This window comes from Peptoniphilus sp. DNF00840 (assembly GCF_001553125.1).
GTDB lineage: Bacteria > Bacillota > Clostridia > Tissierellales > Peptoniphilaceae > Peptoniphilus_A > Peptoniphilus_A vaginalis.
The window spans coordinates 35227-61914 of record NZ_KQ960196.1; the positions used below are offsets into that span (position 1 = coordinate 35227).

The following is a 26688-nucleotide window of genomic DNA, read 5'->3' on the forward strand; positions in this document are numbered from 1 at the left end:
AGGAGAGCTTATGAGAAATATAAAAAAATTAGTAGGTATTGGAATAATGTCTGTTATGCTAAGCACATCTGTTTTTGCTGCAGGCAAACTACCAAAAGAAGCGGCTGATAAAAATATCAACATTTATATCAACAATAATATACAAAATATTCCAGAAGAAATGGGAAAGGCTTATCTTGACAAGACTAACAATAGGGTAATGGTACCAGTTAGATATATTACAGAAAATCTTGGTGCCAATATAAACTTCTATCAAAGAAAAGAAACTAATACTAGTGGTATTCTTATTGGGGCAATAGATATACTAGTTGAGTTAGATATTAATTCGACAAAGGCTAAGGTAAATAACGGGGAAAGTGAAAAAATATTAAATCTTGATTCTCCTGCAATACTTTATGATGGTAGGACTTATGTTCCTATTAGATTTATTTCTGAAACTTTAGGGCTTAATGTAGATTGGAAAAATGATACAGTTTATATTACAGGAAACTTTAAAACTAAGGGTAAGAGATATAACTATGAAGAAGATAAGAAAGTTTCAGAGAAAAAAGAAAATAATTTAAATGATTTAAAAAAGGAAGAACAAAAAGATTTAAAAGATATAAGAGATAATTCTACAAAACAAGAAAATAAAAACTCATTATTTGATTTTTAGTTTGAAAAACAGCCTTTATGGTATTTTAGTTCAGTAAAAATATCGCATTTTTGTTTATCTTATTATAAGTAGGGAAGCAAATTTTCATAAATAAGTACAAAAAAATCAATATAAAAGAAGAAGAATTTAGTCACAAAATAATAATTTTGTGACTATTTTTAAATGGGTAATCTAAAATTTATAATTTAGCTAATTGTTTATAAATTTTTCCTTTTTTAATTAGTTCTTCATGATTTCCACTTTCAACTATTTCTCCATTTTGTAGTACTACAATTTTATCTACAGTATTTACAATATTTAAAAATCTATGAGCTATGATTATACCAATTTTATCTTCTAAAATATTTTCGTATAGATTAGAAATTTCTTTTTCTGTAATAGAATCCATCGAAGCATTTGGCTCATCTAATATATATAAACTACTTTTTTTGCAAATGCCCTTGCAAGAGCCACTTTTTGCCACTGACCCATAGAAAGATTAATTCCATCGTCAAACCACATTCCTAATTGAGTATCTAGTTTCTTATCATAGGAATTGATCAAATCTAAAAAATTAAATTTATTTGCTATATTTTTTATTTTCTCATCTTCATTCATAATATCTAAATTACTATAAGATATATTTTCTCTGAAACTTGCCTCATATTTCACAAAGTCTTGAAACAATGTGGAAATTTCTCTTAACAAAGATTCTTTTTCAATATCCCTAACTTCAATGCCATTAATTAATATATTTCCTTCATAATTTCTATAAAATCCCATAATTAATTTTATTAAAGTTGTCTTTCCACTTCCATTCATTCCTAAAATTGCGATTTTTTTATTCTTATTTATATGTAAGTTAATATTTTTAAGTACATATTTTCTTGAAGAAGTATATTTGTAATATAAATTTTTTACTTCTATTTCCTTTATTTTATATATTTTTATCTTGTTAGCAACTTCCTATTCTTTCAAATCAAAAAACTCAAATAATTGACCTATAAATAAACTTTGATTAACCATATTTGATAGTCCTAAAAGGACCGAAGTCATATTAGAATTGGAATTTGAGATTGCCCTAATATATATAATAACATCTCCAATTAAAATACGTCCAAGAAGACCTAATGAGATTGTAAAATAAAAAATAAATCCATCTAATTAGTGTTTCAACTACGCTAATTAAGCTTGCCCATTTTATTTGAGATTTATTTATATCTAAATCTTCTTTATTAAATCTCTTAATAAGACTTTTATATTTATTTATAAAATAAGAAAAAAGATTATAAGTTTTAAGTTATTTATAAAAATTTCCATAAGACAATAAATATGTTAAATACCAGCTTTTTCTGCTATAGTTTGTTCTCTTTTTTATTATCTCAAATCTTTTTAAGTTAAATTTATTATTTATAATGTATTTGAATATAGGAATAACCATAATAACAGCAACAAGCCAAACTCTAAAATTTATTAAAATCAAAATATAGGAAGAAAGAGTAATCAACTGAGTTATTATGGACATAAAGTTTTCATAATAAGATGAAAGATTATCTCCTCCTTGATTCTGTGCCCTATTCATTATGTCATAAGTTTTTGAATTCTCATAATCAGACAGAGATTGTCTAGATGCCTTTAAATATATTTTTTCAGAATAAATTTCATTGTATATTTAGTATTCTAATATCCTAGAATGCTTGAATATATCGAGTTAAATAAGTCTATAGAAATATAAAGTATAATATAAAAAATTATATTGTTTAAATTTCTTTCCGTTTGAACTCCATTTATAATTTTTTGAATTACAATAAGAGAAACAGAAGAAATAATACCATTTATTATAGTAGCTAGTATAGATATGAAAATATATTTACTATCAATTTTTCTAATATTATGAATAATCCAAATTAAATGTTTAAATATATTTTTATCGTACTTTTTTTCTTCATTTTTAATCCCTAACATTTGTTTGAATTTATAAATAGCAATCTTTTGTTATTCCACATTTTACCTAATATTTTTGTCAATATGTACATTATAAAAAAAATTGTAAACATAATTAAAAAAGATAAAAACAGCCAATTTTCGCCCAATTTTTCCTGAGGATCTAATAATTTTATTATGGGGTTTATTAAAATCGAGTTTATATTAACTATAAAATGAATAAAAATCGAATAGACTAATCTTTTTGTTTTTAAAAAGGTTACAGCTAAAAAATATCCAATTATTGTAGCACTTATTATTGAAAGAATATCTACAGAATGAATAAATCCAAAAGAAAATGCACTAATTAATGCGATAACTTTCTCACTGTATTTTTCTTCTAATACTTTCACTAAAGTAAATCTAAAATAAAATTCTTCAAGAATAACATTTAAAAGAACAATAATTAAAATTTTCATGGTATAGTTATCAAAATTATTAATATTTATAGCATCATTTGAGTAAATCATACTATCAAAAAAATTCATATTGCATTTTATAATTACAAGGAAAATTATAAAAAAAATAAAAAAGATTATGCTTCCGTATTTAAACATATTATTAATATTGCTAAGTAAACCATCATTATATTTAGATTTTAAAAAACTGATATTTTTAATTTTAAAAAACAATATAATCAACAATATAAAAAGCAAGGATTTTATAGAACTCAAAATCAATAAATGGTTAGTATCTTCAATGTTAAAACTTGTAAATACTTTTAAAAAAAATTAATTGATATATTAAATTAAAAAAATAAAAAATAAAGCTTGCAATTCCACTTACAAAAATAGTTTTAATTATCATTACAAATCCCTCTTTTCTATAATAAATGCTAACATCAATAAATAATTAAGAAATCACTTGTTTATACTTTATTTTACATACTTTGTTATTATATCGTTTAACATATTAATGGTTCGATATTTCCAGTTTCATTGTTATTTGCTTTTAAATTATCACACATACCCATATCAGTTGGAGATATAGTTGGGCATAAGGTTGAATCTGGAGGTTGAGGACGGCCTTCTGAACAATTTGGATTTTTTAGAGAAGGACATTTCCACTGAGATAATACACAAGGTATACATGTAATTGCTATACTAGGAATGCCTGATTTATTTGTTTCGTTTTTTACTATATTTAAATCTAGAACAAAGTCTCCTTTTACAAAAGAATCGCTAAATCGCTGAAACATTGAGCCTTCTTTTGGAGCTCCTCCATTGGGACCAACTATTAAATCGTAGGCTCCTTTTGATTTAGTTATGTATAAATTTAAGCCAAATCCTTTTGTAAGATTTAGCTTGCTATTATCGATATTTTTAAAATCACCTTTTACAAGATATACTTCTTTGTCATTAAATATAGCTATTTCAATTTTATTTTTAATTATTTTTATAATTTCTTTTTCCCTATCATTTGCATTAAAAGAATCATTTAAATAGGCAAGTCCATTAAATTTATTTTCATCAATTATTTCAATTAAATCGACTTCTACATTATTTCCATACTTCTCCATAAACTTATTTTTAAAATTACTCAAAAATCCATAATTGTTAATCTCCGGACTAATTTTTGTAAACTCATTAACAAAATTTTCTATCTTATTTTTTAATTTACTATCTAGTATTTTACTTGAATATTTACATCCAGTATTAAGTTCTATATAGTTACTAGATTCATTTAAAGATTTCATAATATTATAAATCTTTTCTAGGGTACTTACTTATCTACTTTTCTTATACTCACTAAATAAAAAGTTCAACTTTTTTAAACTATCAGTAATATCCCTAGCCTCTATAATTTTTTCTAAGATCTTTATTAAATAAGTTAATATATCACTGCAATAAGCTGGCAGTCTTAAATTAGTAAATAAATATTCATTTTCCATTAATTTTTGAATTGTATTGTGAATAAGTAAATCATCTACATCTTCATATTCATTTTTTATAATATAATATAAGTCACTATATTTAATAAACTTTTTGGAGTTATTTTTTACTAACTTTACAAGATTTGTAAATCTAATACTATTTTCTTTAATCTCCTCAGAACTATTTTTTAAATTTCCTCTATTTGAAAAATAAGGATTTTTCAGTCTATCTCCGATAACATAGCAAATATCATTAAATTTTAAATATAATTTTTTAAATATTGTTGAGTCATCCTCTAATTTTTTTATTAAACCATTAGCCCAATCTGTATCTACTTTAATATCTATTATTTCATATTCTTTTTCAATTTTTGTATTTTTATCAGATTCTCCAATCGCTACGTTTGCAAAACTCCAATAGGGGGTTGGTCTAGAACTTGCTCTTATAAAATACTTTAATAACCCTTGACATAGATTTCTTTATTTTTTCCCTTTTTGAGGCTTATTTATATATGAATAATAAAGTGATTTAGAAGATATTAAAAGAGCATTAAAAAAAATTATCTAAAAATTGATTTTCTGAAATAAATTCATAAATATCTGTATTTGAATTTCTCTATTCTTCTAAATAACAAAAAGGAATAGTTGGTGTTCTAATCATAAAAGAATCCCAAATATCATAATCCATAACAACATCCCCCTTCTAACGAAAACGATACCACTTCTTTTAATATTTGTCAAATTTGTATACTCTTTTTTAGCTTTTAAAATAATTAATTTTAAAAGTTTTTAATATATGTGCCCTTTCCTTGAATAAAGTTAGTTATCTATGGAAGATATATTAGAATTTCTTCCTAAAGAATATTATGATTTTACCAAAGTTTATAATATAAAATCATCAGTATCTAAATGTTTTGATGAAAATATTGCCATCAGAAAATTTTAAAGAATGGGATTAACTTTTACTTAAAAAATTTAAAATTATGACTTTTTTATTTAACCTGTGATCAATAAAATATTGCAACAAATATTTTGTTTAAAATGCAAGAGGGAGAAAAAGTTCAAGGATTAATTCAAGGCGATGTTGGCTGTGGGAAGACTATAAGCAGTCTTTCTATTAATGTTTATAATGGCAGACAATAGATAGGATTGGCGTAAGATAAAGATAGAGCTTGTCTAAGATGTATAAGAATATTCATAGTATATCAATGTTGGCTACTCCTATACCTAAATCCTTAGACCTAATAAGTCATTGTAAGAATATCGAAATTTATTATATATTAGAGTTGCCTAAAGGAAGACAGAAAGCAAAAACAGAAGTAACAACAGACACAGAGGAAGCTTATGCTCATATAATTTGAGAAGCTAAGAAAGGTCATCAAGACTATATAATTTCTCCTTTAACTGATGAAGAGAAAATATAAGCTAAAAAAGTAATAGATACTAGATTTGGCTTTGAAAACAATTTTATCTTTCCAGATTCAACTCAGGAATTCAACTATTTTTTACAAATATCAATAAAATTTAAGCATGTTTCTTATTGATAATATATTCTATAAATTAGTCTTTTTTATATAATATATGCTTTCTATTTTCATTTAACTTCTTATCTCATATCATATATATCATTAATGTTAGTTCTAAATTTTAAATTTTAACTCGCAATGTGCACACACGTTCTAAACTATTGTTTCGATATTTTGTAAAATTGATTTTATAATATATGTTATAATAATTTTCAGGTGATAAAATGTCATTAGATGGAACAGTAGTAAAAAATTTAGTTTATGAAATAAATAATCGTGTTAATGGTGGCAGAATAGATAAGATTTACCAAAATGAAAGCAATGATCTTTTAATAAATATAAGAGCTAATGGTAAAAGAGAAAGACTCTTTATATCTATTTCTGGAAGTCCTAGGATGTATTTTAGTGAAGAGATTTTCGATAGTCCACAGAATCCCCCTGCTTTTTGTATGCTTCTTAGAAAACACCTTGAGAATAATCAAATTTTAAGTATAAAGCAATATAAGATGGATAGGATTGTAGAAATACATGTAAAGTCTCGAGATGAACTTGGAATATATAGTGAAAAGTCTCTTATAATTGAACTTATGGGCAAGCACTCCAATGTCATATTAATTGATAATGAAAGTAAAAAAATTATTGATTCTCTTAAGAGAGTAAACTTTAATTTATCAAGTGTTAGAGAAATTCTCCCAGGATTTGTTTATAATGAGGTGGATATTTCTCAGGGTTATGATCCTTGTGAAACTGAAACTATTATTAAACTAATAAAAGATTGTGAGGAAAATTTAAATTTAAAATCTTTCTTTTTAAAGACTTTTACAGGAATTAGTCCCCAAATGTGTGAAGAGATTGAATACAGGACTAACATTGATTTTAAAAAGAATATTCTTTCACTTAATGATCAGGAGATTGATAATTTAAATAAGGTTTTCGTCGGTATTTTTGAAAATGTTAGAGAAAATAAATTTTTACCAATAAAAATTTATAGAGAAGAAATTTTTAAGGATTTTTATTCTATAGATTTAAAATCCTTGAGTGATAAAGATAAGGTAATAACAGATAGCATCTCTTCCCTACTTGAAGAGTTTTATAATTCAAAATTTCTGCGTGATTCTCTTGGATTTAAGAGTAAAGAGCTTAGAAAGGCTGTTAAGAAGCATATTGATAAAATTAATAGGAAGATATCAAACCAATCAAATGAACTCAATCTCGCGCTAAATAGAGAGAAATATAAAATTTATGCAGACCTTATTTCTTCAAATTTTCACAGAATAATAAAAGGTTCTAACAATGTTATAGTTGAGAATTTTTATAATGAAATGGAAGAAATAGAAATTCCACTTGATTCGAAATTAGATGGTCCTGGAAATGCTTCTAAGTATTACAAAAAGTACTCTAAACTAAAAAACGCAGCTGTATATTTGGAAGAACAAATAAATATAGGAAAATCAGAAGTTGATTACTTAGAGTCAATATTATTAAATATAGATTTTGCTGAGACTCCTGATGATGTTGATGACTTGTATGAAGAGTTAGAAAAAGAGGGTTACTTAAAAAAGAAAAATAAAAGTAATAAAAAGAAAAGGAAAGATTCACAAGAAAATTATATTAAAATAAAAACTGAAGATGGATTTGATATTTATATCGGTAGAAACAATAGGCAAAATGACTATCTAACCTTAAAAAAAGCCAAAAAAAATGACCTATGGTTTCACGTAAAGGACGCACCAGGATCTCATGTAATATTAAAAAATGATAATAGGGATTTTTCAAATAGTGCAATGATGACTGCGGCTAAACTAGCAGCAAAGTATAGCTCTTTGTCAAAATCGCAAAACATTCCTGTTGATTATACCTTTAAGATGAATGTAAAAAGACATCCAGCAAAAAAGCCTGGTTTAGTATCCTATACAAATTATAAAACTATAAATATAAGCATATAAAAAAGAATAAGGAATTCCTTATTCTTTTTCTTCGTCTTCATCTATAAAGTTCAATCTTTGTAAAACTAATTTATATCCATCGGAACCGTAGTTTAAAGATCTATTTATTCTAGAGATTGTAGCTGTTGAAGCTCCAGTTTCACTTTCGATTTCATGATAAGTTTTGTTTTTAACTAGTAGCTTAACTACTTGTAGTCTTTGTGCAATTGCTTGCAATTCCTTAACTGTACAAATATCTTCAAAAAATCTATAACATTCTTCTAAATTTTCAAGTAAAAGAATAGCTTCGAATAAACCATCGATATCTTTATTCTTTAATTTTGAGTCGTAAATCATTATACATCCTCCTGACTTAAAGTTAATATTAATATAATACATAAACGCTCTATATGCTCATTAATATACTAACAATTTTGTTCACTAAAGTCAAGAAAATATTACTCTTCATATAGGCTTACTTCACTAATTCCCTTCTTATTTCTGACCTGAAAAGCCCTATCAGAAATTTGTGATAAATGTGGATTGTGGGTTACCATTATTATTTGTCTGTTGAAAATATTTGATGATTGTTTTAAAAACTCCCCAAGATTAAAAATATAATCATTACTTACATGCTTTCCAGGTTCATCCAATATCAAAGGACCAGATAATATTGGTTGGTTTTGTTGCAAGAAAGCAATCCTAAGGGCAAGAGAAATTATATCAACAACTCCCCCACCTCTTGCTATCTCAGGCTTTGTCTTTATGCTGTAGCCTTCAGCATAGTTAGATTGAACAAAAAAGTCTGCAATAGGAACTGATCTTGCTTCTGATAATTCTATTAGAAACTCTATGTCTGTTTCAAAAATAAACTGAAGACATTTTGTTACAGTATCTTCAATTTGTCTCTTCGATTGTTCCCTAGCGAATTCAGAAGTCTTTTGAAAAAGTAGTGAGACTTGAGTGAGAACTTCGCTATATTTTTCTTTATCTTCAAGTTTTTTCTCTACTTTTTCCAACTGGTCATTTAAAATTTCAATTTTACCTTCATCGCTTAAAATCTTACTATTTAATTTATTTAAGTTTTGATCTAATTCTTTAAGGTCCAAGTAATCACAACCTTGGCATTAAGTCATTGGCTTCAGCAAAAAGCCTATCAATTTCACTTTTTAAATTTGATATTTCATTTTCAAGATCTTCTGGTTTAATACCTAGCTTTTCTATTTCATTTAAGATATCCTTCTTTTGGGCATTAAGTTGCTCAAGCCTTGCTTCAGATTTGTACTTCATATTTTTTAATCTATCTAATTGTTCTTTTAAATTTTTTAAATTTTCTTCGTAATTCATTTAATCATTCCTCAAATGGTATTTTATATGCTCAATGTTCTCCTTATTTATTTCGCTATAACAGAAGGGACAAACACCAATTTCTAAAATGGTTTTCTCGTATGTTTCTGTATAATTCTTTAAATTATTATTAACTTCAGTAAGTTTATCAGTTTCTATTCTATATTCTTTTTGTAGTTCATCTAATTTTCTTTGAATATCTGATAAAATAAATAAATTTTTTATACATTTCTCCAACTTTTTGGAAATATTTTCTATATTATCATTATTAGAAAAGTTCTTTATATAATCATTACCATAATTTAATTTGTCATTAATCACTAGAAGACTTTCTCTTCCTGAAAAAATTTTATTATATAGATTTATCTTTTCATCTAAAGTCTTATTAATTTCTGCAATCTTATCACTATTTTTTAAAGAATCTAAATCTTTTTTTGTATCGAGAATTTGATTGGAGGTATTTTTATATTTATGGAAGAGTTCGGAAAAAGAATCTAACTTATTTTTTTTGATTTCGATGTTTTTAGTTTTTTCATTCAAAGATTCAATATTATTTAATTTTTCTAAACTATTAGAAATGATAGTAACTTCAGATTCAGTTCGATTTAGTCTATCAAAAAAAGATTGGTAAGTGCTTCTTTTAATTAGATTAGTTTCAATTTTAGGAATAACAGAATCTATCGCACTTAAATTCTTAAAATTTTCCAATAAAATGCCAATGTTATCTATTTCCAAATTATATTGCTCATAAGTATCTTTTAGATTAGATACTAAATTTAATCTTTGGTTTAAATCACTTATTTTATCTCTAATATGAGAAAGTTTTTGAAATTTATCTTTATAGTCTTTGATATAGTCAAATTCTTTTAATTGTTCTTTAAAATCATCTCTACTTGCTCTAAGATTATCAATTTCTTGATTAATTCTTTTATTATCTCTTACAACGGTCCTAAGAGCATCGTCTACATAATTAACTCCAATAAGTCTGCCAATAGCAGAGGCCCTCATAGAGGCCTGATCATTAAGTAAAAAAGGCCCATCTAGTTGTTCTGCAATATTTAGAATAACTTTGTTATTAGAATTATCTAATGAAACTTTATGCATATGGATAGCATCAGTTATTTCTTTTGGGACATCTAACCCAAAACCTTCGAAACGCATTTCTTGACCTTCAGCATCCATAAGATAATAGGAATTTTTAGATGGAGTTCTTGATCTCTCAACCACAACCCCATTGGAGAAGGTAACTTTAACTGATACATCCTTCTCCCCTTGTCTAATAAAATAATCACCTTTTGGTTCATTGAAAAGAGCCCACTTTATAGCCCTTAGAATTGCAGTTTTACCAGCATCAGAATTACCGAGGATAACATTAAGACCTCGGTCAAATTCTATTTCTGTATGATTGTGAGATTGGAAATTTATAAGTTCAACATTTTTTATATATATCATGAGTAGTTAACCTCATTAATTTGAGCTTCTTCCACTCTCTTTAGAGCTTCACTTTTAACTTCCTCACTAATATTTTCACTTTTAGAAATTCTTAGGAGCAAATCAAAAATATCGAGGCTCTTATAGTTTGCAGAAGCTTCTATACTCTCTTTAAATTCTGCCATCTTAATTCCCTTAAATTGATGTCTTTCCATTTCGGACCTATCAAGAACTTCTTCACCAGGCTTAGCAGACTTAAGATATCTCTCTTCTATCTTAATTTCTTCTCCTAAGTTGATGATATCAACTTTAGGCCTTCTTTTCATCTCAATTTTCGAATTTGAAATTCTTATCAAGGCACCAGGATTTACGAAAAACTTATTATCGATCTCTACAGTTTTAAATCCAAAATGATAATGTCCCCCTAGAGTGATATCTGCTTTTGTATCTTTAATATCTTCTATTAAAGTATGGCTGACTTCTTTCATAAAGGGCTTGTCGATTAAAAATCCATGAGTCATATGTATTGCATATTTACAGGATTCATCAACTTCAGTAACCTTATAGTTATCTCTATTGGAAAGTTCATCCATGGAATAAATATAAGGAGATCCTGTTAACTGAACTCTTAAATTATCTTTTTCTAAAATAATTTTTTTATAGTTCACAAGATGCATAATTCCAAGATTGCATAAAAGACCAAGCATAGTTCTATCTAAGGTATCTGGATTGTGACCAAATATATCATGATTTCCACTAATTATATATATAGGCACACCAAAAGATTGAAAAATTTGTGCAAATTCGGAGACTATACTGACAGACACATCGGGTCTGTCAAATAAGTCTCCTCCATGCAAAACATAATCAACTTTCTCTTCCTTAATAATATTTGAAATTTCTTTTAATTTTTCTTTTAAAGTTTCACAATAATCATCTAATCTATTCTTCGGATTAGTACCTCTTATGTGAGTATCTGTTAAATAAAGTAATTTCAATAAATCACGCCTTATTCTTCATTATTAGATGTGTTTTCTTCCTCATCTTTTTCTATATTTTCATCATCTGAAATTAGATTGTAGTGAAGTCTTACTTTGTGGTCTATTTCCCTTAGCAATTCAGGGTTTTCTTCTAAGAAGTCCTTAGCATTTTCTCTACCTTGACCAAGCCTTTCTTCACCATAAGAATACCAAGCACCAGCTTTTTTAATTATGTCAGCTTCAGCGGCAACATCAAGTATATTGCCTACGCTGGATATTCCCTTACCGTACATAATATCAAACTCAGCTTGTCTAAAAGGTGGAGCTATCTTATTTTTAACAACTTTAACCCTAACTCTGTTACCAATTATTTCATCACCCTTTTTTATATTTTCAGATTTTCTAATATCAAGTCTTACAGATGAATAGAACTTAAGTGCCCTACCACCTGTAGTTGTTTCTGGGTTACCAAACATAATACCAACTTTTTCTCTAAGTTGGTTAATAAATACAACAGTACATTTTGACTTGTTAATTGCTCCAGTTAATTTTCTAAGAGCTTGAGACATTAGTCTTGCTTGAAGACCTATTTGTGCTGCTCCCATGTCACCATCAATTTCTGCCTTTGGAACAAGGGCAGCAACTGAGTCGATAATAATCAAATCTACAGCGTTAGATCTTACAAGGGCTTCAGTTATTTCTAGAGCTTGTTCGCCTGTATCAGGTTGAGAAATAATTAAATTTTCTACGTCTACACCAAGGTTTTTAGCATATCCAGCATCAAGAGCATGCTCAGCATCTACAAAAGCACCTGTACCACCTATTTTTTGCGCTTCGGCTAACATATGTAGAGCCAAAGTAGTTTTACCTGATGATTCTGGTCCATATATTTCTATAATTCTTCCCTTAGGAATTCCACCAATTCCAAGGGCAATATCAAGAGCAAGTGATCCAGTAGGTATAGATTCAATATCTAATTTAACGTCGTCACCTAGAATCATTACGGATCCTTCACCGTATTGTTTTTCAATTTTTGATATGACGTTGTGAAGAGCTTCTTGTTTTTCTTTACTTAAATTGCTTTCTTTCATAATTACTCCTTAAAATTTTTTCTAAGTAAATAAAGAATTTGAGATAAAACTCTATTTACAGTGCTTCTGCGTATTTTATTTCTGTCTCCCGAAAAGAAATAATGTTTTGTATTGTAATTATCTTCACCGAAATATATACAGGTAAAGACATTTCCAACTTCAGTTTCTGATGGATTAGGACCGGCTTCACCAGTTGTAGAGACTCCAATATCCGCTTGGGACTTTTCTTTTACTCCCTTTGCCATTTCGTAAGCAGTATGCTCACTTATTGCACCAAATTTCTTCAGTGTATTCTTAGATACATTTAAATTCTTATTTTTTGAATCATTGGAGTAAGTGACAAAGGAGCTTTCAATAACACTAGATGCTCCACTTATATCAGTAATAGCTGATGCTAACATTCCACCAGTTATAGATTCTGCGAAAGAAACTTTTAAATTATTTTTTCTTAAAATATCTACAATTTGTTTTGCAACATCTTCGTTATTTTCTGAATAAATGTGAGTTTTAAATTCCCTATAAAGAGAATTAACTGTTTCTTCTATGGAAGACTTAAGTTTTTCTTTATTAGAATTTTTTCCGATTATTTTAACCTCTGTATAAGTCCCGTGGGCAAAAGTATTGATTGAGATACTCCTGTCATTAAAGTCCATATGTCTTATTCTATCTTCAATAACAGATTCACCGAGACCAATAATATCTATAGATTTTATAATAATATTATCTCTTGTAAAAGATTTATTGGCAATATAATAATCAAGCATTGGTTCCATTTCATTTGGAGGTCCAGGTAGTAGGATAATTTTTTTATTATTGAATTCTATAAACTCTCCAAGAGCAACGCCCCACTGATTGTCAATTTTTTCTGATCCTTCTATAAGCATAACTTGTTTAAGATTGTTTGGAGTCATTGTTCTTCCAAGTCTATTAAACCTATCTTCTAATTTTCTCTTTTCGTTTTGGTCGAGATAGACCCTTCTATTTAAAAATTTTGCTACAGCATCTCTTGTTAAGTCGTCATCTGTAGGTCCAAGTCCTCCACTTATAATTATTAAATCAGATGATTTGGAAATATAGTTTAACTCTTCGACAATTTCTTCCAAGCAATCATCCACTGAGACCTGTCTTATAACATCTATCCCCATGTCAGTTAATTTTTCTGATATATATTTTGAATTCGTGTTTACAATTGAACCAATTAAAATTTCTTTACCAATTGTTAGAATACTTGCTTTCATAATTCTCCTTATATATTTTCTAAGTCCAATACTTTTTTGTTTTTAATAAGGTAATCAGCACCAGAAATAATAGTAAATACTACAGCTAGATAGAATATAATCATTCCAATGCCTCTTAGACTTTCTAGACCTGTTAAAAGTAGAATATTTGAAATTAGTTGCGTAACTGTTTTAAATTTTCCTAAGGGACTTGCGGCAATAGTAATATTTTCAGAAGCTGCTATTATTCTAAATCCAGTAATAGTAAACTCTCTTGCAATAATTATTATTACAGCCCAAGCTGGCATTTCGCCAGTACTAACTAACATTATCATTGCAGAGCATACTAATATTTTATCTGCAAGGGGGTCAGCAAATTTACCAAAATTTGTAACAAGATTGTATTTTCTTGCTATGTGACCATCTAAAAAGTCAGTAAATGATGCCACTGCGAAGATAACTGTAGCTATTAACCTAGAATTATTAAAATCTAAATACATACATAGGATAAAAATAGGAACCATTAAGGTCCTCATTAAAGTTAATTTGTTTGGAGTATTCATATAATTTCACCTACTAAGTCATAATCTAAACTATCAACAACATTTACTTCTACAAAGCTACCAATTCCAAGTTCTTTATTTGAGTGAACATAAGTAACGCCATCAATCTCTGGAGAATCCATATAGGTCCTACCAACATAGTTTTCCTCATCAACTTGTTCTTCAATTAAAACTTCAAGTCTTTTTCCTATATTTTTTGATAGGATTTCAGCAGAAATTTCGCTTTGGATTGCCATAATTTCATTTTTCCTTTTCTCTTTTAAAGAATCAGAAATTTGTTCATCTAAGGAAGCTGCCCCTGTTCCCTCTTCCAAAGAGTACTCAAAAATACCGAGTTTATCAAATTTTACATCTTCAATAAAATCAACTAATTGGTTAAAATCATCATCACTTTCTCCGGGGAAACCAACAATGAATGTTGTTCTAATCACAATATCGGGAACAGATTTTCTGAGGTTCTTTAGAGTTTTTATAATGTGGTCCTTACTTGTCTTCCTATTCATCCTTTTTAAAACATCATCTGAAATGTGTTGAAGTGGCATATCCACATAATTTATAAGTTTTTCATTGTTTTTAAACTCTTCGATTAATTCTTCTGTGAAATGATCTGGATATAAGTATAAAACTCTGATCCATTTTAAATCCTCTATTTTGGAAATCTCTTTTATTAATTTTGCTAAAGAGTACTTAGAATATAAGTCTATTCCATAGTCTGTAGTATTTTGAGCAATTAATATAATTTCCCTTGCACCTTTACTTACCAGGTAGTCAACTTCACTATAAATATCTTCTATTTTTCTAGATCTATTTTTCCCACGGAGTGAAGGAATTATACAGTAGGAACAATTATTATTGCAACCTTCAGAGATCTTAACATATTCTGTAGTCTTTACTACTTCTTTTCTAATTCCTTCTATATAAGCTGAGTTTAAATTATCTGTCTTTATGAATAAATCCCCAGCAAGACTCCTATCTAAAAGTTCATTTATATAATCAATGTTTCCTGTCCCAATTATTCCGTCAATCTCAGATATTTCTTTAATAAGTTCTTCAGGGTATCTTTGAGCAAGACATCCAGATAATAAAACTTTTTTACACTTACCTTCATTTTTATATTCCACAGATTCAAGTATTGTATCAATGGATTCTTCCTTAGCCGCATCTATGAAACCACATGTGTTTACTATTAAAATATCAGCTTTGCTTGCTTCATTAACCATTTGATATTTATTTTTATCTAATAGTGAATACATCATAGAAGAGTCCACATCGTTTTTTGAGCACCCAAGGGTCACTATGTGAACATTATTCATCGCCTTCACCTAAAATCATATCCAATTCTTCCTTTGTTTTTAAAAGTTTACGAGGTTTTGAACCTTCGTGAGGACCAATTATGCCCATTTCTTCCATTTGATCAACAATGCGACCAGCTCTTGAATATCCAACCTTTAATTTCCTTTGTATATAGGAAATAGAAGCTTGTTCATCATTAACTACAAGCTCTACTGCTTCTTTAAAAAGAGGGTCCCTTTCGTTATCAATTTGTACCTTTCTATCTTCAATTGCTTGTTCAATTTTTGACTCAACATTATTTTTAATTTCGTTGTTATTTTTGACAAAGTCGACAAGTCTTTCAACTTCCCCATCACTAATAAAAGCACCTTGAATTCTCTTTGGCTTAGGATATTTACTTGGATAGAATAGCATATCTCCCTTGCCTAATAACTTTTCAGCACCACCCATATCGAGTATAGTTCTAGAGTCTACAGAAGAAGCTACTGCAAAAGCAATTCGAGATGGAACATTGGCCTTAATAGTTCCAGTGATAACATCAACAGAAGGTCTTTGAGTTGCAAGTATTAAGTGCATACCAGCAGCTCTTGCTTTTTGAGCAAGCCTAGCTATATATTCTTCTATTTCTTTAGAGGCAACCATCATAAGATCAGCCAACTCATCTACTATTATTAAAATTTTTGGAAGTTTTTCATCTTCTTTTCCTTCTGCCATCATTTTTTTATTATAGCCCTTTAAATCCCTTACATGATTTTCTGCAAAGGCTTGATATCTCTTTTCCATTTCGTCTACTGCCCAATTAAGAGCAAAGGCTGCTTTCTTTGGATTAGTAACAACATCAATTAAAAGATGAGGAATTCCATTATATACACTTAGCTCAACTACCTTAGGATCTATTAGCATTAACTTTACATCTTTAGGAGATGATTTGTATATTACACTAGTGATAATCGAATTTATACAAACTGACTTACCTGAACCAGTTGCACCAGCTATTAAAAGATGTGGCATATCTTCCATACCAGAAATTAAAATATTACCTTCTACATCCTTACCTAAAGCTAAAGGAATATCTGATTTTATATTTTTAAATTCTTTTGACTCAATTAATTCCTTAAGGGCAACTGAATCCTTTTCATTATTTGGTACTTCAATACCAACTACGGTTTTCCCTGGTATTGGAGCTTCAATACGCAAATCAGAACTTGCTAGAGCCATAGCTATATTGTCACTTAAACCAACTATTCTGGATAATTTTATTCCTGGAGCAGGCTTTAATTCATAGGATGTTATAACTGGTCCGCGATTTATAGCAACAACCTTTGACTCAATACCAAAATTTTTCATAGTATTTTCGATTATTCTACCCTTTTCTATAACTTCATCTTTAGAGAAATTTCCCTTTGATGGGATTCTTTCTAAAAGAGCTGGGTCTGGATAAGTATAGACAAACTCTTCTTCTTTTTTGTGTTCGATATCATCTTTTATTGTATCAATTACTTCTTCATCTTCTTGACTATCTATTAAAGAATTATTTGGTGTAATATTTTCGCCACTTTCATTTATCTTTTCAAAGTGATTATTATCAGTAGCATCTATGATATTATCTTCTGAATAGTCTTTTATGATTAAACTTTCTGAAATATCATCACTATTATTTTCAGACTCATTTTTGTCGATGTTTTTTAAAGCATCTTTTTTTCTAATTTCTTTTAAGGCTTTTTTCTTTTCTTTTTCTTCAGCCTTTAATTTTCTAGCAGCTTTCTTATTTTCTAAAGCTTTTTTTCTATCTTCAAGGCTTTCCCCTAGATCTTCAAAAGCCATAATAATTTGCTCCATATTAGGTCTGAGCATAAAGTATATAGAGGCAATAATTATCAATCCTAGGATTAAATAGGTACCAAGAGAGCCTAAGAGTTTATAAGAAAAGAAACCAAAAATAGCTCCGATTATTCCACCGCTTCTAGTAATATCCATATACTCTGTTGACTTTATAATTCTTTCAATAAGTGTCATATCCATTTCCTTTGATCCATCCAAGAAAACTAAAACACATAAAAATATTATAAGTGAAAAAATTATATAGCGATTAACGTGTAGTTTTGTTGCTTGAATATTAAAAAGTATTCCCCAGAAAATTAGAAGAAGTGGAATTATAAAATTGCCTGAACCAGATAAGGCTGAGAATAATTTGTAAATTAATGAACCAACAATTCCCATTTTTTGACTATAAAGGCAAATGAAGAAGACTATACCAATTACTATTAAAAATAGTCCCATGATTTCTTGACCACTACCTATATCTGAATTTTTATTTCTTTTATTAACTTTTTTATTATTTTTCTTTTTTGTAGGTTTTTTATTTGATTTAAAAAATTTTTTCAAGAGCTAGCACCTCATTAATATTATAACAATTTGTGCTCTTAAAGACCAGTGTGACCGAAGCCTCCGTCACTTCTTTCTGTCTCACTTATTTCTTTAACTTCTACTACTTCGGGAAGCTCAATTTTCATAAAAACTACTTGGGCAATCCTATCGCCATCTTCGATTACAACATCTTCCCTACTCATATTAATCAAAATAACTTTTAACTCTCCTCTGTAGTCTGAGTCAATTGTTCCAATACCATTTGGAAGTCCTAAACCTTTTTTTAATGCAAGTCCAGATCTTGCCCTTACTTGTGCTTCATAACCTTTTTCAAATTCAAAGTATAAGCCTGTAGGTACTAGAACTCTATCAAGAGGTTTTAAAACTAAACTTTCATCTAAGTTAGCTCTTAAGTCCATACCAGAGGAACCTTCAGTTTCGTATTTTGGTAGTGGGTGTTTACTTTTATTTATAACTTTTAATTTCATAATTTCTCCTTTAAAAAAATCGCATTAAAATAAATTCTAATGCGACTAAAATTTTTCTTATTTATTTTCTTCTTTTTTTGAATTATCTTCTCTTTCAATTAGAGCTTTTCTTGATAGTGAAATCTTACCAGTGTCTTTAGCTATATCAATTACTTTAACTTCTACTGAATCGCCAACTTTTAATACATCTTCGACGTTATTTGTTCTTTCGTGGGCAATTTCAGAGATATGAAGAAGACCTTCAGTTCCTTTTTTAAGTTCTACGAAAGCTCCAAACTTAACAATCTTTTTAACCTTACCAAGGTAAACTTCTCCAACTTCGATTTCTTTAACGATATCTTCAATTATAGCAATTGCTTCTTTAGCTTTTTCATCATTATCAGATAAAATAGAAATCTTACCATCGTCATCAATATCGATTTTAACACCAGTTTGTTCAATAATTTTATTTATTATCTTTCCACCAGCACCAATTACTTCTCCAATTCGTTCAGGGTCAATAGTAATCATATGGATTATTGGAGCATATTTAGAAAGTTCTTCTCTTGGTTTTTCAATAGTTGTTGCAATATGATCTAGGATTTCAAATCTAGCATCCTTTGCCCTATCAAGAGCAGTCTCAAGAATTTCTTTTTTGATTCCTTCAACTTTTATATCCATTTGAATAGCAGTGATACCTTTTCTAGTGCCCGCTACCTTGAAGTCCATATCGCCAAAGTGATCTTCTAAGCCTTGAATATCAGTAAGTATTTTCATAACTCCATCTTCTTCAATAAGCCCCATAGCTATACCAGCTACTGGTGCTTTAATAGGAACACCTGCATCCATAAGAGCAAGTGTAGATCCACAAATAGATGCTTGTGACGAAGATCCATTAGATGATAAAACTTCAGAAACAACCCTTATTGTATAAGGGAATTCTTCAGAATCTGGGATAACTGGAATTAAAGCTCTTTCAGCAAGAGCACCGTGACCGATTTCACGTCTACCAGGAGATCTCGATGGTTTTGTATCCCCAACGCAAAATCCTGGGAAGTTATAGTGGTGAATATATCTCTTAGGCTTATCATCTCCCAACCCATCAATAACTTGCTCTTCAGAAAGTGCTCCAAGAGTTGCAATTGAAAGGACTTGAGTTTGACCTCTAGTAAATAAACCTGAACCATGAGTTCTTGGTAGGACACCAACTTCTGAAGAAAGGTGTCTTATCTCAGTTAATTTCCTATCATCAGGTCTTCTTTCTTCTTCGATAATACCACGTCTAATTTCATTAACTTCAATTTCATCAATTGCAGCTGAAATATCTTTTTCGTGTTCTTCCATAAGGTCTTCAAAGTGTTCTTTAATAGCTTCCTTAGCTTTTTCAGTATTTGCTTCTCTAACTACTTTATCCTTTTCTCTAATAGCATTAACAAGTAAATCTTGACCAAACTCTTTAACCTTAGCAACAATTTCTTCGTCAGCTTTAAATACTTCGTATTCAGCTTTTTCTTTGCCAATTTCCTTTGCAATTTCTTCAACGAAATTACAAATTTCTTTAATAACTTCATGACCCTCTAGAATAGCTTCGAGCATTTCTGCTTCGCTAACTTCTTGGGCACCTGCTTCTACCATCATAATGGCAGTTTTTGTTCCAGCGAGAGATAAATTTATTTTAGAATTATTTCTTTCCTCTTCACTAGGATTAATTATATATTTTCCGTCAATATATCCAACTTCAACTGAACCAGTAGGTCCATCAAAAGGAATATCAGAAATAGAAAGAGCAATAGAAGAACCTATCATGGCAACAATTTCTGGTGAATGATCTTGATCAACACTTAAAACAGTTGCTACTATGTGTACATCATTTCTATAACCTTCTGGGAAAAGTGGTCTTAGTGGTCTGTCAATTAGTCTAGCTGAAAGAGTAGCTTTTTCGCTAGGTCTTCCTTCTCTTTTAATAAATCCGCCAGGAATTTTACCAACAGCGTACATTTTTTCTTCATAGTCTACACTTAGAGGAAAAAAGTCGATTCCCTCTCTTGGATTAGAAGATGCTGTCGCTGTAACAAGTACAACAGTATCTCCATATTGTACTAAACAAGCACCATTAGCTTGTTCAGCAACTTTTCCAATTGTTACTTTTAACTGAGAACCTGCAAGATCCATAGTATAAGTTTTTTCCATTATTTCCTCCTTCTAATAAGAAAGAGCGGGATTACCGCTCCTATTATCCTCTTATTTGTAGTTTTTTAATAAGTGTACGATATCTTTCTATATCACTATTTTTTAAATATCTTAATAAGTTTCTTCTCTTACCTACCATTTTAAGAAGTCCTCTTCTTGAATGGTGGTCTTTTTTGTGAATTCTTAAGTGTTCGTTTAAATCGTTAATTCTTCTAGTAAGAAGAGCAATTTGTACTTCTGGTGATCCTGTATCACCTTCGTGAGTTTTAAATTCGTCAATAATAATTTGTTTGATGTTTGTTTCTAACATATTTTCCTCCTAAATTTTTAGATAAAGCTAATCGAAGTAGGCGTCGAGGAGCGACCAACTGCGAATAGCTATTTAACCTTAGATATCTTAACACATAATAACTTACTTGTAAAGTCATCTATTCCTTGTAACTAAAACATCTTTAGCGATTTGTTTAAATAATTCTTCAATAGAAGCAAACTTTAATTCTGGTCTAACAAAATCTAATAGTTCAAGCTCTACAATTTCTCCATAAATATCTCTATTAAAATCAAGTATATGGGCTTCTATTTTTATTCCATCGTGTTCAACGGTTGGGTTAGTTCCAATATTGGTTGAGGCCCTAAACCTCTCTCCCTTGATTATAATATCTGTATCATAAACGCCGAACCTTGGGATTACAAAATTATCTATTAACTTTAAATTGGCAGTGGGATATCCCATTTTTTTGCCTAAGCCTTTGGCATGAATAATTTCGCCTATTAATTTATAGGGCCTAGATAAAAGTTCATCTGCTTCTTTAATCTTGCCATCTTCAATTAGTTTTCTTATAAGAGTTGATGAGATTTTTACACCGTGTGAAGAAATTTGTTCTATAACATCCACACTTTTAAATAAATTTTTATTTTTATTTAAAAATTCAACATCTCCAGATTTTTTATAACCATAGGTATAGTCATAACCTACAACAACACCTTTTATTTTTAGATTATCGGCTAGAAAATCTTTTAAAAACATCATTGGTGTATATGCCATAAAATCTCTAGTAAAGTCTATAAGATAGATAATATCTACACCTAAGTCCTCAATTATTTCAAATTTTGTTTGGTTAGTTGTTATGATATCTTTCTTTCCAACTTTGACTAGGTTATCAGTATGCTCATTAAAAAGTAATAAACTAGATTTAATATTTAATTTTTTTGCATTTTTAACTGCCCTATTTATTAATTCAATGTGCCCCTTGTGGACCCCATCAAAATTCCCAAGGGCAATAACTGAATCTTTATCTGCTACATAATTTAAGTCAATTTCAATTATTTTCATAAATCACCTATTAATTTCTTCTTCATTTTTAGGTAGGCTTTATTATCAATAAATTTTACTTCTCCAATGCCTAAAAACAAATTATCACAGTAGACTCTGTAATCTTCGTCTTCTAGTTTATTGTTTAGTTTATAAAATTGTCCATTAAGAAATTTCTGACAAAAACTCTTATCTATCTCAAGCCTTTTAAAATTACTTAAAGCTCTATCCATAGGCAAGATTTTTTCTTTTATTTCATCAAGAGACATTTCTTGAAAGGATGAAGTCGTTATAGAATCTTCAATTTTAAAATCTCCAGTCCTAGTTCTTCTAAGTTCAGTAAGTGTTCCATAAGTGCCAAGAAATTCTCCAATATCATTAGCAAGAGATCTAATATAAGTTCCTTTAGATACCTTTACTCTTATCAAAAACTCGTCACTCCCATTGAAGTCTAAGAGATCATTATTATAAATTTCAATATCTCTTTTTTTGATTTCAACATCTTTGCCTTCCCTAGCATATTCATAAAGTTTTTTTCCTTTTACTTTTAAGGCAGAGTATATTGGAGGTTTTTGAGTCATTTTACCAGTGAAGTTCTTAAGTGCATTTGTGATTTCGTCTATTGTAAAAGTTACTTTTTCTTCTTTTAAAATTTCGCCAGTAATATCATAGGTATCTGTTAGAACACCGAGTTTGACTCTAGCCTCATATTCTTTGTCACTAGAAATTATATAATCACTAGTCTTAGTGGCCTTACCAATAGATATAACTAGGACACCTGTTGCCATTGGGTCAAGGGTTCCAGTATGTCCTACTTTTTTTATACCTAACTTGCGTCTGACTTTATACACTAAGTCGTGAGAAGTGATTCCTTTTTCTTTGTCAAATATTAATAGACCATCAATCATAACTCTTCTTCTGCCACTTTTATCAAGTCTTTTTTAGCCTTAATTAGGTTGGTGTGATTAATTGTTCCACCTGAAGCTCTTATATGACCACCACCATTAAATTTTGAAGCTATTTTTGTGCAGTCTACATAAGATTTTGACCTAAGAGACAATCTTATACAATCATCCTTTTCTTTTAGAAGTACAGCAAGTTCAACTGAATCGATATCTCGAACAAACTCAACAATCCCATCCGCATCTGATTTTGCAGCTTTAGTTTTTTCCATGTCGTCTTTAGTAACAATAACTACTGCTATTTTATCTCCATCAAAGTATTCAATAGAGTTCATAGCTTTAATTAAAAGGTCGGTTTTTTGTCTAGACCTACTTTGATAAACATTTTGTGTTACTTCATTAATATCAATATTATATTCAAATAATTCTGACGCTATTTCAAAGGTTTGTGATGTAACAGAGCTATATTTAAATGATCCTGTATCAGTTGAAAGACCAGTAAATAAAGAAGTCGCGATTTCCTTATTTAAATTAAGTCCAAGACACTTAAAGACCCTAGCAAGTATTTCACAAGTAGCTGGTGATTTTTCATCAACAATATTCAAATCGGCATAATTTTTATTGCTAAAGTGGTGGTCTATATTAACAGTTTTAATTGATTTATTAAAGATTTCTTTTACCCTATCTCCCATCCTATCTTCGTCTGATGAGTCAAGAGCAATAAATAAATCAAAACTTGTGTCAATATTGTCAGGATTTTTTGCAAAGGAGAGATTTGGTAAAAATTCAAAGGTCGATGGTATAAGGTCATCCAGAACAAAAATAGGATTTTTACCAAGTTTATTAAGCATGCCAATCATTGCAGTTACAGAACCCAAATTATCTCCATCTGGATTTAGGTGGGATGCAACTGCAATAGTTTGGCTACTATCTATTAAAGTTTTTAATTCAGAGGATACTTCCTTTAAATTAATCATTTTTGTTATTTACCTCTTCTATAAGTTTGTCTAGTTCCATAGCTTTTTCTATAGAGTCATCTTTAATGAAAATTAATTCAGGCATAGCCCTAAGTTTTACTCTATGTGCTAATTCTTTTTTAATAAAGCCCTTAGCAGAATTAAGTCCTTCAACTGCTTCATCTCTATCATAATCATCCCCTAAGACAGAAACATAAACTTTTGCAAAGGATAGATCGTTAGTCACTTCAACATGAGAGATACTTGTAATAGATGGTATTCTAGGATCCTTTAATTCATTTTGAACAATATTGGAAATAGTTTTTCTTACTTCTTCAGAGATTCTATTTATTCTTTTATTATTCATTATGATCTCTCAACTTCCTTCATGATATATGATTCAAGAAGGTCGCCCTCTTTTATATCATTAAATCCATCTATAACAAGTCCACCTTCAAAACCTGTTGCAAGTTCTTTAGCGTCATCTTTGAATCTCTTAAGTGAAGCAATATCACCTTCATGAATAACAACATCATCTCTTAGTACTTTGACTTTTGAATTTCTTAAGATTTTGCCACTTAACACATAAACTCCTGCAACCATTTGATTGTTAGGTAATTTAAAGGTTTGTCTAATTTCACATCTTCCGAGAATTTCTTCAACGATATCTGGGTCAAGCATACCCTTAGCAGCTTGTTCGATATCATTTATAATTTCATAGATAACTCTATAAGTTCTTATTTCTACATCTTCAGTTTTTGCAAGTTCAATGGCATTAATATTAGGTCTAACGTTAAATCCTATAACAATTGCATTAGATGCAGAAGCTAATGTTACGTCAGATTCATTAATTCCACCAACTCCAGAGTGAATAACAGAAATCTTAACTTCATCAGTAGAAAGTTTTAATAGTGATTGGTTAAGCGCTTCAACAGAACCTTTTACGTCGGCTTTAACAACAATATTAAGTTCTTTTACATCTTCTTCTGAAATTTTTTCAAATAAGTTGTCAAGGCTAATCTTAGTTGTTTGACTTAGTCTCTTTTCTCTTGAGATCTCTTTATTCTTGTCAGCAATAGCCTTTGCAGTTTTATCGTCGTTTACTGCATAGATTGTATCTCCAGCATTAGGAACATCATTAAGTCCTAGAATTACAACTGGCATTGAAGGGCCTGCTTTTTTAACTCTTTTACCCTTGTCATCTTCCATAGCCCTAATTCTACCTGAGCAAGTACCTGATACTACAGCATCACCAAATCTTAAAGTACCATTTTTAATAAGAATAGTCGCCATAGGTCCCTTAGCTTTATCTAGATTTGCCTCGATAATTGTTCCTACAGCACGTCTGTTAGGATTAGCCTTTAGTTCTTTCATTTCAGCAACTAATAGAATCATTTCAAGCAAGTCATTTATACCTTCTCCAGTTTTAGAAGAAACACCAACAACGATTGTATCTCCTCCCCATTCTTCAGGAACAAGGTTTTCGTTCATCAATTCTTGCTTAACTCTTTCAGGATTTCCTTCAGGTTTATCAATTTTTGTAATTGCTACAATTATTGGTACATTTGCTGATCTTGCGTGCGAAATAGCTTCAATAGTTTGTGGCATTACCCCGTCATCTGCTGCTACAACAAGAATAGCAATATCAGTAGTTTGAGCCCCTCTTAATCTCATAGAAGTGAAGGCTTCGTGACCAGGAGTATCAAGGAAAGTTATCTTCTTTCCTGAAAGGTTAACAGTATATGCTCCTATATGCTGAGTAATTCCACCCGCTTCTGATTGTGTAACGTGTGTTTTTTTAATTGAGTCTAGTAAAGAAGTTTTACCGTGGTCAACGTGACCCATAACTGTTACAACAGGTGGTCTTGGCTTAAGGTCTCTCTCTTTATCTCCCTTTAAAAGTCCGTATTCTTCCTCAACAGATTGGTCAAGATTTGGGGCTTCAATTTCTATTTCTATTCCAAGCTCATCGGCTAGTAAGACACAAGTATCTTCATCAATACTTTGATTTTGATTTGCCATAACCCCAAGTCCTATTAGCTTTGTTATAACTGTTGAAACTGATACTCCTAATTGGTTAGCAAAATCTTTAACTGTAATAGGTGCAATCACTATTATAGAATCATCTCCCTTATCTTCCTCTTCAACTTTATGTTTTGATCTAACTTTTTTCTTAGGTTTTTTCTTAGTTAAATCTCTTTTAAAGAAGTTGTTATTATCATCTTTATCATCTTTATTCTTAGACTTATTCTTCTTCTTATTTTTTTTGTCAAGAAGTTTTTTATCCTCCTTTAATTCATAAGAATTAGAATTTAAGTCTTTTTTAAAATGTCGGTCTTTGTTTTCTTTCTTACTCTTTTTGTTATCTAAATTTTTTACGTCTTGTTTTTCCTTATTAGGATTGTTTTTTTTGCTCTTATCTCTCTTTTTATTCGAATTTTCATTCTTTACAGGAGATTCATTTTTTGAAGAAGTTTTATTGTATAAATTTCTTACTTTTTTTTCTTCAGCACTGTCTAATGTTGACATGTGATTTTTTACTGATATTTCAAGTTCCTCTAATTTTAAAAGTAGTTCTTTACTTGTAATACCAATTTCTTTTGCCAACGCATGTACTCTAATTTTTGACAA

General features: G+C 29.4%; 23 protein-coding genes and 1 pseudogene. 2 read left to right on the forward strand and 22 right to left on the reverse strand.

All coding sequences use genetic code 11. The annotated features are described in order from the left end of the window. Positions 1-10: 10 nt before the first annotated feature. Positions 11-655: a copper amine oxidase N-terminal domain-containing protein gene (locus HMPREF1864_RS02215; RefSeq protein ID WP_062571216.1), complete on the forward strand. Its 645-nt coding sequence runs from the start codon at positions 11-13 to the stop codon at positions 653-655. A 178-nt stretch (positions 656-833) separates the two neighbouring features. Here the strand turns inward: HMPREF1864_RS02215 and HMPREF1864_RS02220 are convergent, their stop codons facing one another. From HMPREF1864_RS02220 to HMPREF1864_RS08705, 4 genes and pseudogenes are all read right to left on the reverse strand, one after another. Further along, on the reverse strand, positions 834-1043 hold the full coding sequence (locus tag HMPREF1864_RS02220) for a hypothetical protein (protein WP_062571217.1): 210 nt from the start codon (positions 1041-1043) through the stop codon (positions 834-836). Positions 1044-1060: 17 nt separating this feature from the next. After that, positions 1061-1585 carry an ATP-binding cassette domain-containing protein gene (locus HMPREF1864_RS02225; RefSeq protein ID WP_082718896.1) on the reverse strand — a complete coding sequence of 175 codons (525 nt, stop codon included), beginning with the start codon at positions 1583-1585 and terminating at the stop codon, positions 1061-1063. Between the two features lie 1007 nt (positions 1586-2592). Then, a complete protein-coding gene (locus HMPREF1864_RS02235) occupies positions 2593-3105 on the reverse strand; it encodes a CPBP family intramembrane glutamic endopeptidase (protein ID WP_197415049.1) in 513 nt (170 codons plus the stop codon). A 416-nt stretch (positions 3106-3521) separates the two neighbouring features. Further along, a pseudogene (locus HMPREF1864_RS08705) lies at positions 3522-4952 on the reverse strand (lantibiotic dehydratase); the annotation flags it as partial. A gap of 1288 nt (positions 4953-6240) precedes the next feature. Here HMPREF1864_RS08705 and HMPREF1864_RS02250 point away from each other — a divergent pair. Continuing rightward, a complete protein-coding gene (locus HMPREF1864_RS02250) occupies positions 6241-7962 on the forward strand; it encodes an Rqc2 family fibronectin-binding protein (RefSeq protein ID WP_062571223.1) in 1722 nt (573 codons plus the stop codon). Between the two features lie 18 nt (positions 7963-7980). Here the strand turns inward: HMPREF1864_RS02250 and HMPREF1864_RS02255 are convergent, their stop codons facing one another. The 18 genes from HMPREF1864_RS02255 to infB all read right to left on the reverse strand — a co-directional run bounded on the left by HMPREF1864_RS02255 (position 7981) and on the right by infB (position 26688). Further along, positions 7981-8298 carry a YerC/YecD family TrpR-related protein gene (locus tag HMPREF1864_RS02255; protein ID WP_062571224.1) on the reverse strand — a complete coding sequence of 106 codons (318 nt, stop codon included), beginning with the start codon at positions 8296-8298 and terminating at the stop codon, positions 7981-7983. Positions 8299-8399: 101 nt separating this feature from the next. Next, positions 8400-9050, reverse strand: a complete 651-nt coding sequence (locus HMPREF1864_RS02260) for an ATPase (protein ID WP_062571225.1) — start codon at positions 9048-9050, stop codon at positions 8400-8402. A gap of 4 nt (positions 9051-9054) precedes the next feature. After that, complete coding sequence (locus HMPREF1864_RS02265) at positions 9055-9288, reverse strand: hypothetical protein (RefSeq protein ID WP_005956548.1); 234 nt, start codon at positions 9286-9288, stop codon at positions 9055-9057. Continuing rightward, on the reverse strand, positions 9289-10740 hold the full coding sequence (locus HMPREF1864_RS02270; RefSeq protein WP_062571226.1) for an AAA family ATPase: 1452 nt from the start codon (positions 10738-10740) through the stop codon (positions 9289-9291). Continuing rightward, positions 10737-11717 (reverse strand): metallophosphoesterase family protein, encoded by a 981-nt coding sequence (locus HMPREF1864_RS02275; protein ID WP_062571227.1) that lies wholly within the window; start codon positions 11715-11717, stop codon positions 10737-10739. The genes HMPREF1864_RS02270 and HMPREF1864_RS02275 overlap by 4 nt, the downstream gene beginning before the upstream one ends. Positions 11718-11728: 11 nt before the next feature. Beyond that, positions 11729-12790, reverse strand: a complete 1062-nt coding sequence (gene recA, locus HMPREF1864_RS02280; protein WP_062571228.1) for a recombinase RecA — start codon at positions 12788-12790, stop codon at positions 11729-11731. 2 nt (positions 12791-12792) lie between these two features. Then, the gene (locus HMPREF1864_RS02285; protein ID WP_062571229.1) at positions 12793-14028 is read right to left on the reverse strand and encodes a competence/damage-inducible protein A; all 1236 of its coding nucleotides are present in this window, start codon (positions 14026-14028) and stop codon (positions 12793-12795) included. 8 nt (positions 14029-14036) lie between these two features. Further along, positions 14037-14570, reverse strand: coding sequence for a CDP-diacylglycerol--glycerol-3-phosphate 3-phosphatidyltransferase (gene pgsA / locus HMPREF1864_RS02290; RefSeq protein ID WP_062571230.1), 534 nt, complete (start codon positions 14568-14570; stop codon positions 14037-14039). Next, entirely contained in the window at positions 14567-15883 is a 1317-nt protein-coding gene (gene rimO / locus HMPREF1864_RS02295; RefSeq protein ID WP_062571231.1) for a 30S ribosomal protein S12 methylthiotransferase RimO, read from the reverse strand. Before rimO ends, pgsA begins: the two co-directional genes overlap by 4 nt. Further along, a complete protein-coding gene (locus HMPREF1864_RS02300) occupies positions 15876-18143 on the reverse strand; it encodes an FtsK/SpoIIIE family DNA translocase (protein ID WP_082718899.1) in 2268 nt (755 codons plus the stop codon). Before HMPREF1864_RS02300 ends, rimO begins: the two co-directional genes overlap by 8 nt. Positions 18144-18286: 143 nt before the next feature. Then, positions 18287-18718, reverse strand: a complete 432-nt coding sequence (dut, locus tag HMPREF1864_RS02305; RefSeq protein WP_062571233.1) for a dUTP diphosphatase — start codon at positions 18716-18718, stop codon at positions 18287-18289. 57 nt (positions 18719-18775) lie between these two features. Further along, a complete protein-coding gene (locus tag HMPREF1864_RS02310; RefSeq protein ID WP_062571234.1) occupies positions 18776-20887 on the reverse strand; it encodes a polyribonucleotide nucleotidyltransferase in 2112 nt (703 codons plus the stop codon). A 43-nt stretch (positions 20888-20930) separates the two neighbouring features. Next, positions 20931-21197 (reverse strand): 30S ribosomal protein S15, encoded by a 267-nt coding sequence (gene rpsO, locus HMPREF1864_RS02315; RefSeq protein ID WP_062571235.1) that lies wholly within the window; start codon positions 21195-21197, stop codon positions 20931-20933. Positions 21198-21311: 114 nt separating this feature from the next. Then, complete coding sequence (locus tag HMPREF1864_RS02320; protein WP_062571236.1) at positions 21312-22220, reverse strand: bifunctional riboflavin kinase/FAD synthetase; 909 nt, start codon at positions 22218-22220, stop codon at positions 21312-21314. Next, positions 22217-23107: a tRNA pseudouridine(55) synthase TruB gene (gene truB, locus HMPREF1864_RS02325; protein ID WP_369817834.1), complete on the reverse strand. Its 891-nt coding sequence runs from the start codon at positions 23105-23107 to the stop codon at positions 22217-22219. Before truB ends, HMPREF1864_RS02320 begins: the two co-directional genes overlap by 4 nt. Next, complete coding sequence (locus tag HMPREF1864_RS02330) at positions 23104-24078, reverse strand: DHH family phosphoesterase (protein WP_062571237.1); 975 nt, start codon at positions 24076-24078, stop codon at positions 23104-23106. Before HMPREF1864_RS02330 ends, truB begins: the two co-directional genes overlap by 4 nt. Beyond that, on the reverse strand, positions 24071-24424 hold the full coding sequence (rbfA, locus tag HMPREF1864_RS02335) for a 30S ribosome-binding factor RbfA (protein ID WP_062571238.1): 354 nt from the start codon (positions 24422-24424) through the stop codon (positions 24071-24073). The genes HMPREF1864_RS02330 and rbfA overlap by 8 nt, the downstream gene beginning before the upstream one ends. Beyond that, on the reverse strand, positions 24424-26688 hold the full coding sequence (gene infB / locus HMPREF1864_RS02340) for a translation initiation factor IF-2 (RefSeq protein WP_062571239.1): 2265 nt from the start codon (positions 26686-26688) through the stop codon (positions 24424-24426). Before infB ends, rbfA begins: the two co-directional genes overlap by 1 nt.

Coding starts and splice junctions, on each gene's coding strand:
- HMPREF1864_RS02330 (WP_062571237.1), bottom strand. CDS start 24,078: ATGATTAATTTAAAGGAAGTATCCTCTGAATTAAAAACTTTAATAGAT.
- HMPREF1864_RS02310 (WP_062571234.1), bottom strand. CDS start 20,887: ATGGAAAAAACTTATACTATGGATCTTGCAGGTTCTCAGTTAAAAGTA.
- HMPREF1864_RS02215 (WP_062571216.1), top strand. CDS start 11: ATGAGAAATATAAAAAAATTAGTAGGTATTGGAATAATGTCTGTTATG.
- HMPREF1864_RS02320 (WP_062571236.1), bottom strand. CDS start 22,220: ATGAAAATAATTGAAATTGACTTAAATTATGTAGCAGATAAAGATTCA.
- dut (WP_062571233.1), bottom strand. CDS start 18,718: ATGAAATTAAAAGTTATAAATAAAAGTAAACACCCACTACCAAAATAC.
- rimO (WP_062571231.1), bottom strand. CDS start 15,883: ATGAATAATGTTCACATAGTGACCCTTGGGTGCTCAAAAAACGATGTG.
- recA (WP_062571228.1), bottom strand. CDS start 12,790: ATGAAAGAAAGCAATTTAAGTAAAGAAAAACAAGAAGCTCTTCACAAC.
- HMPREF1864_RS02270 (WP_062571226.1), bottom strand. CDS start 10,740: ATGATATATATAAAAAATGTTGAACTTATAAATTTCCAATCTCACAAT.
- HMPREF1864_RS02255 (WP_062571224.1), bottom strand. CDS start 8,298: ATGATTTACGACTCAAAATTAAAGAATAAAGATATCGATGGTTTATTC.
- HMPREF1864_RS02235 (WP_197415049.1), bottom strand. CDS start 3,105: ATGAATTTTTTTGATAGTATGATTTACTCAAATGATGCTATAAATATT.
- rpsO (WP_062571235.1), bottom strand. CDS start 21,197: ATGTTAGAAACAAACATCAAACAAATTATTATTGACGAATTTAAAACT.
- HMPREF1864_RS02220 (WP_062571217.1), bottom strand. CDS start 1,043: ATGGATTCTATTACAGAAAAAGAAATTTCTAATCTATACGAAAATATT.
- HMPREF1864_RS02300 (WP_082718899.1), bottom strand. CDS start 18,143: ATGGGACTATTTTTAATAGTAATTGGTATAGTCTTCTTCATTTGCCTT.
- rbfA (WP_062571238.1), bottom strand. CDS start 24,424: ATGAATAATAAAAGAATAAATAGAATCTCTGAAGAAGTAAGAAAAACT.
- pgsA (WP_062571230.1), bottom strand. CDS start 14,570: ATGAATACTCCAAACAAATTAACTTTAATGAGGACCTTAATGGTTCCT.
- HMPREF1864_RS02250 (WP_062571223.1), top strand. CDS start 6,241: ATGTCATTAGATGGAACAGTAGTAAAAAATTTAGTTTATGAAATAAAT.
- HMPREF1864_RS02285 (WP_062571229.1), bottom strand. CDS start 14,028: ATGAAAGCAAGTATTCTAACAATTGGTAAAGAAATTTTAATTGGTTCA.
- truB (WP_369817834.1), bottom strand. CDS start 23,107: ATGATTGATGGTCTATTAATATTTGACAAAGAAAAAGGAATCACTTCT.
- HMPREF1864_RS02265 (WP_005956548.1), bottom strand. CDS start 9,288: ATGAATTACGAAGAAAATTTAAAAAATTTAAAAGAACAATTAGATAGA.